Source organism: Parabacteroides sp. CAG:2 (genome assembly GCF_000436315.1).
Classification (GTDB): Bacteria; Bacteroidota; Bacteroidia; order Bacteroidales; family Tannerellaceae; genus Parabacteroides; species Parabacteroides distasonis.
In genome coordinates, this window is the sequence record NZ_FR885267.1 from 42,364 (window position 1) to 48,609 (window position 6,246).

At 44.8% G+C, this 6,246-nt stretch carries 6 protein-coding genes and 1 pseudogene (1 of these 7 only partly in view); 5 read left to right on the plus strand and 2 right to left on the minus strand.

Annotated features, from left to right (window positions below; translation table 11 throughout):
- From QVP94_RS19285 to udk, 3 genes and pseudogenes are all read left to right on the plus strand, one after another.
- Positions 1 to 1,155, plus strand: a pseudogene (locus QVP94_RS19285) (LysM peptidoglycan-binding domain-containing protein); it begins 679 nt to the left of the window's first position.
- A gap of 5 nt (positions 1,156 to 1,160) precedes the next feature.
- A complete protein-coding gene (locus QVP94_RS03325; RefSeq protein WP_008772328.1) occupies positions 1,161 to 1,838 on the plus strand; it encodes a porin family protein in 678 nt (225 codons plus the stop codon).
- 538 nt (positions 1,839 to 2,376) lie between these two features.
- Entirely contained in the window at positions 2,377 to 3,006 is a 630-nt protein-coding gene (gene udk / locus QVP94_RS03330) for a uridine kinase (RefSeq protein WP_005857397.1), read from the plus strand.
- On the opposite strand, the gene QVP94_RS03335 is transcribed toward udk, so the two are convergent.
- Entirely contained in the window at positions 2,963 to 4,309 is a 1,347-nt protein-coding gene (locus tag QVP94_RS03335; protein WP_005857399.1) for a cobyrinic acid a,c-diamide synthase CobB, read from the minus strand. The two genes, udk and QVP94_RS03335, sit on opposite strands and share 44 nt — an antisense overlap.
- Before the next feature lie 320 nt (positions 4,310 to 4,629).
- On the opposite strand from QVP94_RS03335, the gene QVP94_RS03340 reads away from it, so the two are divergent.
- Both QVP94_RS03340 and QVP94_RS03345 read left to right on the plus strand, forming a co-directional pair.
- Positions 4,630 to 5,094, plus strand: a complete 465-nt coding sequence (locus QVP94_RS03340) for a phosphatase PAP2 family protein (protein ID WP_232044502.1) — start codon at positions 4,630 to 4,632, stop codon at positions 5,092 to 5,094.
- Entirely contained in the window at positions 5,067 to 5,540 is a 474-nt protein-coding gene (locus QVP94_RS03345) for a hypothetical protein (protein WP_229055174.1), read from the plus strand. The genes QVP94_RS03340 and QVP94_RS03345 overlap by 28 nt, the downstream gene beginning before the upstream one ends.
- A gap of 9 nt (positions 5,541 to 5,549) precedes the next feature.
- Here QVP94_RS03345 and panB read toward each other — a convergent pair.
- Positions 5,550 to 6,246 (minus strand): 3-methyl-2-oxobutanoate hydroxymethyltransferase (gene panB, locus QVP94_RS03350; RefSeq protein WP_288213165.1); only part of this gene is annotated, 697 nt, incomplete at its 5' end.

The following is a 6,246-nucleotide window of genomic DNA, read 5'->3' on the forward strand; positions in this document are numbered from 1 at the left end:
AAAAGACAGCCGAAAGAGCGTGAGGTGAACGCCCTCCTCTCTACTCCTAAAGATATAAAGAAGGTGAACCGTATCCAAGTCGCCTTATTGTTGCCGTTCATGACGAACGAGACAACGCAATCATCCGCGACCTCCCGTTTCGTGGAATATTACGAGGGATTGCTATTGGCGGTCGACAGCTTGCGAAATATGGGAACCTCTATCGAGCTATCGGTATATGATACTGGAAACGGTACGAAGAAAGTCAAGGAGATATTGAAAGAAGATGCGTTATCAAACGCTAATTTGATCATTGGCGCCGTACAGAACGACCAAATCGGATTGATCGCTGATTTTGCCCAAAAGCATAATATCAAATACGTGATCCCTTTCACCTCCAAGAATGATGATGTCTTGTCAAACGCAAATGTTTATCAAGTAAACACACCTCATTCCTATTTATACTCCAAGGCGGCACAAGCCGGATGCGATTTATTCTCGGATTACAATATCATACTTGTCAATATAAAGGATAAAGAAGAAAAGCCAGAATTTATCAAAGCCTTCAAGACGGAGATGCAGCAACGCGATATCCCGTTCAAGGAAGTAACTTATAAAGGGGATACTTTCGCCACGGATATAGAGGCAGCCATGGTAAGGGACAAGCGGAATGTGGTATTGCCAACCTCCGCCTCCTTAGATGCGGTGAATAAGATCAAGGCACCGCTCCGTATGCTTTCCGAGTTGAAAGAGGAGGAGAAAGAGCCTTATATGGTCAACCTATTCGGTTATCCGGAATGGCAGACCTATACAAGAGAGTGTCTGGAGGACTTCTACGCATTGAACACCTATATCTATAGTAATTTCTATGCGGACAACTTATCTCCGGAAGTCCATAGCTTTTATTCCGATTATAAAAACTGGTATAGCAAGAATTTAATCAACACATTCCCGAAATATGGAATCCTAGGCTTTGACACGGGTATGTATTTCCTAGGTGCCATCAATAAATATGGCTCGAACTTCGAGAATAATTTAGACAAGATCCATTATAAGAGCATCCAGACCGGATTCGATTTCCATAGAGTGAATAATTGGGGCGGTTTTATCAATACGAACTTGTTTATTGTACATTACAAGAATGATTATACGGTAACCCGCGGTGAGGTAAGATAATTGATATGATGACGAAAAAGATATTTGTAGCGATATTTCTGTGCATGGCAAGCTTATCGATTTGCTATGCGCAGAAAAGTACTTTTAAGCAAGAGCTTGCGGTTGGAGCGTCCTTCGGATTAAATTTCTCTAGCGTAAGTTTTGCCCCAAAAGTCCCTACGAAGATGAAACTTGGGTTTAACGGGGGAGCGACGATACGTTGGAATACGGAACCCAATTTAGGCATACAGGCGGAATTGAACTTTACCCAACATGGATGGGAAGAGAAGTTTGAGGAGAAACCTCAATATAAATATAGCCGTACGGTAAACTATATGGAGCTTCCGTTCTTGACGCACATCCATTTCGGAAGCAAGCGAGTGCGTGTATTCGTCAATCTAGGGCCTAAAATCGGTTATGCGCTGAGCGAAAGCACGGAGTCGAACCTTAATGGCGAGAACCCGAACGCGAACCGTCCGGACGAACAACATACATTGGAAGTCCAAAAGAAGTTCGATTGGGGGCTTTGCGGCGGACCGGGAATCGAGCTCCGCACCGGAATAGGCTCTTTCCTGTTGGAAGGTCGTTATTACTATGCGCTGGGCGATATGTTCAATAGCCGTAAAGGAGACACTTTCTCTAAATCTTCCAGCCAAATAATATCCGCGAAACTAACCTATCTGATTCCCATCTTTAGTAAATAAAGGGGATGGACTCGTGATATCGTAACAATCAATTGAAGATCTGTGCCGCAAGTAATCCCACTCACGGGATAAGAACGGTGGATAGTATAGCCAAGCTCCGGACGATCTGATCTTTTCACGGATGTGAAGAGATCTTTGGATACAGGCGTACAAGCTACTTCCGATAATACCTTTATCCAACAGGAAGGTTCTACAGTAATAAATCATGAATACAATGGGGAACGCATCTAACTATCATTATTGTTGAGGTGACCTACTATAAAAGAAAAGGCCATCCGTCACGGACAGCCAATCTCATTGTTAACCTTAAATCTAATACCATGAAAAACACAGTGCAAATATAGAGACTTTATGTTATGCAGCATAATTTTCGAACAAGAAAAGCTCACTCATTAACTTTATTTAAGACAAACATGCTATACAACATAGAATTCAGCTCTTTTTATCTCGTTTTTTCTATTAATAGCGAAATACTACCACTATAAATATTTCTTACCTTTGCATTTATAAACATAAATATGGATTAATATAAGAAATCATGCTAATTATAGGTATAGCGGGCGGGACTGGTTCCGGGAAAACTACAGTGGTAAAAAAGATCATAGAGAGTTTACCTCCCGGTGAGGTTGTATTACTCCCTCAAGATTCTTATTACAAAGATAACAGCCATGTGCCGGTAGAGAAACGTCAATATATTAATTTCGACCATCCCGACGCATTTGATTGGCCGCTCCTCTCAGAGCAAGTCACCTTGCTGAAAGAGGGGAAATGCATCGAGCAGCCGACTTATTCTTATCTTACCTGCTGCCGATTGCCCGAGACCATTCATATCGAGCCTCGTGATGTTGTCATCATCGAAGGGATCCTCGCTTTATGCGACCCTCAATTACGAGACTTGATGGACTTGAAAGTATTTGTCGATACAGATTCCGACGAACGTCTTATCCGTGTGATCCAACGGGATATGATCGAGAGAGGACGCACGGCGGAAGCGGTAATGGAACGCTATACCCGGGTACTAAAGCCTATGCACCTGCAATTTATAGAGCCTAGCAAACGATATGCCGACCTAATTATACCCGAAGGAGGAAGCAACCAGATCGCCATCAATATCTTGAAAATGTTTATCGAGAACAATCTGGGGCTTCCCCATACAGAAAATCAATAAACCAATCGTTCCGACAGGGATCTCCCCAATATAAATGCGTGTACCCCGCCAATACGTTCTTGTAGCGATATAGCGGGGTATCCGTTTGACCTCCTTTCGCCGTAAAGGCTTTCGCTACCGAAGGCAGCGGGCTTTCCATAGGCACGATCCGGGAATAATGGAACTCATGCCCTCGTAGGACATCATTCTTATAGCATAAAGTCCGATACCCTAAACGTAACTTCATGTTCTCCATCGTGGCGGATTGCGGTAATACACCGGCCATTGGATAGGCATTCCCATCCGTACCGATAATCTCTTTACAGAGATACATCATCCCCCCACATTCCGCCAGCAACTTGCCCCCCACTTCCACAAAGGAATGAATCGATTCACGCATCCCGGAATTCATGCTCAACTCCGATAAATATAACTCGGGATATCCACCCGGCAAATAGACAAAATCGGCCTCCGGTAAACAATCATCCCTCAATGGACTGAAATAGGTAATCTTGCCTAGAGTAGATAAGAAATGTATATTTTCCTCATATGAGAAATTAAAAGCGGGATCACGGGCGATGGCTATATTTAAGTTTGCCTTTGAAACAGTCCTCATGACTTCCTTAACCCGAGGAACTGGCTGTCGCTCTGGCAAAGCCGTGATTGCCAACAGGCGGTCTATATCCACATGCTCCTCCACCAAGCAAGCAACCCGGTCCGCAAACTCCTCAAAGCAAAAATCCTCATCCAACGACAACCCCAAATGCCGGCTCGGGATCTCTACATCCGCACACTTCGGTAGATAGCCTAACGCTTCCACACCCGCATCCTCACACGCTTGTCTCAAGAAAGAATAATGACTCTCCGACGCCACGAAATTAAATACCGCCCCCACGACATTCAGATCTTTCCGAAAATTCCGGAAGCCATAAAGCAAGGGAGCTACCGAATAAGCTGTACTTTTAGCGTTCACCACCAATACGATCGGTATCCGCAATAAACCGGAGATCTCCGCACTACTCCCTCGCATGGCATCGTAGCCATCGAACAGCCCCATCACCCCTTCGGTCACGGCTACATCCGCATTCGAGGTATACCGGGCATATAAATCCTTGATATGCCCTTCCGACATCATGAAACCATCCAAATTCACGGAAGCGCAACCAGCCGCCATTTTATGATGACGAGTATCTATATAATCCGGCCCACACTTAAAAGGCTGCACCCGTAAAGAACGATTTCTCAAGGCACGAAGCAATCCTAAGGTAAAAGTAGTCTTCCCGCTTCCCGACGAAGCGGCACCTATTAGCAAATGAGATCTCATGTATTCTGTTTCTAATATATCTGGGAAACAAAGATATGAAACCAACTCGTAAATGTAACATAGAAATAACATAAATTCTTGTTATACTATAAATCGATCCTATTATATTCGCTGCATAAAACAAAAAGAATAAGTAGTTAGTGAAAACAAGATTAACCATATTATATAGTATTTGTTGCATATCAATGTTTCAGGGCACGACTTTTTCCCAAACAAGCACTTTTACCCACCGAAACGACAGTTCCAATCTAGCGCCTTTATCTACTTGGGGAAGAATCCAAAGACAAACCGACAAGATAATTACCAGCAATGTTTTCCAAATGACCTATATCGGGGTACCGTTGATCGTTAGCGGTTTGATTATCAAGAATGAGGACGATCATTTTCAGAGTTTGCGCAATACATATATTCCAAATTTCCGATACCATTACGACGATTACCTGCAATATCTACCTGCCGTAGCGATGCTTGGCTTAAAAATAGGCGGTGTACAAGGAAGAAGCTCTTGGTCCCGAATGCTCGTATCCGAAGCCATCACCGCCAGTATCATGGGAGCGACCATCAATACGGTGAAACATACGGCAAATGTCACCCGTCCGGATGGTTCGAACAATCATTCTTTCCCTTCCGGGCACACGGCCATGGCATTTATGGCCGCCACCATGTTGCATAAAGAATACGGGACGACCCGTAGTCCTTGGTATAGTATAGGAGGCTATACGGTAGCGACCGCCACGGCCGTATCTCGGCGACAAGCATGCCTTTATCCCTTACGAAACCCTTAGCGAATCCGACAGTTCCCGGTACGACCTATCAAGTGAACGCCCTAAAATCCGATCCTCTCGACATGATCGGCGGATACATCGGCTCCTACCTATCGTATCCGGTGACCAATCGATTTCTCTTGGGCACGAAACTGCTAATCGGATGTAATTACAGCCCAGCCTCCCGAATATCAGCATTGGGCGTGGAGGAAGGCAAACCGGAAACGATTGAGAAAGAGATCGTAAACACGAATAAAGCGTTTAATATAGGATATAGCACAAACTCCTCTTTCTCATACATATTGCATCCTAATCTAAATGTGCGGGTATTTCTCGATTATACTTTTATCCCCTCACGATTCGTATCATACATAGCCAACCCCAAAAAAGAAACCGATCGCTTCGAGCATCATAAGACCTTACAGGCCTTGACGCTCGGAGCATCGGTAAATATCATGCTTTGGTAGATTTAAAAATCAATATTGCTCCTTCTCGTTCGGGAAATCTTGAGATTTCACGTCCTCGATGTACGCTTGTACGGCACGGGTAATCTCCTCCCCTAAATTAGCGTAGCGACGTAAGAAACGGGGAGAAAAGCCTTGATTGATACCGAGCATATCATGCATAACCAACACTTGACCATCTACGCCTCCACCGGCGCCAATGCCGATAACCGGGATCGTAAGCTCCGAAGCGACACGAGCTGCCAACTCCGCCGGGATCTTCTCCAGCACCAAGGCGAAACAACCTATCTCCTCTAGCAAATGGGCATCCTCGATCAGTTTATTAGCCTCGGCCTCTTCACGGGCACGTACCGTATACGTACCGAATTTATTGATCGATTGCGGCGTCAATCCTAAATGTCCCATAATTGGAATACCGGCACACAAGATACGTTCGATAGATTCCCGAACCTCAGCCCCGCCTTCCAACTTGATACAATCGGCATGCGTCTCTTTCATCACCCGGATAGCGGAGGCCAAGGCTTCTTTAGAGTTTCCTTGGTACGTACCGAAAGGCAGGTCTACCACCACCAGCGCACGATTCACCGCTTTCATGACCGATTTACCATGGTAAATCATCTGGTCGAGCGTAATCGGCAAAGTGGTCACGTTTCCAGCCATTACGTTAGAAGCGGAGTCTCCCACCAAGATCACATCCATTCCTGCTTGA

Coding starts and splice junctions, on each gene's coding strand:
- QVP94_RS03325 (WP_008772328.1), top strand. CDS start 1,161: ATGATGACGAAAAAGATATTTGTAGCGATATTTCTGTGCATGGCAAGC.
- udk (WP_005857397.1), top strand. CDS start 2,377: ATGCTAATTATAGGTATAGCGGGCGGGACTGGTTCCGGGAAAACTACA.
- QVP94_RS03335 (WP_005857399.1), bottom strand. CDS start 4,309: ATGAGATCTCATTTGCTAATAGGTGCCGCTTCGTCGGGAAGCGGGAAG.
- QVP94_RS03340 (WP_232044502.1), top strand. CDS start 4,630: ATGACCTATATCGGGGTACCGTTGATCGTTAGCGGTTTGATTATCAAG.
- QVP94_RS03345 (WP_229055174.1), top strand. CDS start 5,067: ATGCCTTTATCCCTTACGAAACCCTTAGCGAATCCGACAGTTCCCGGT.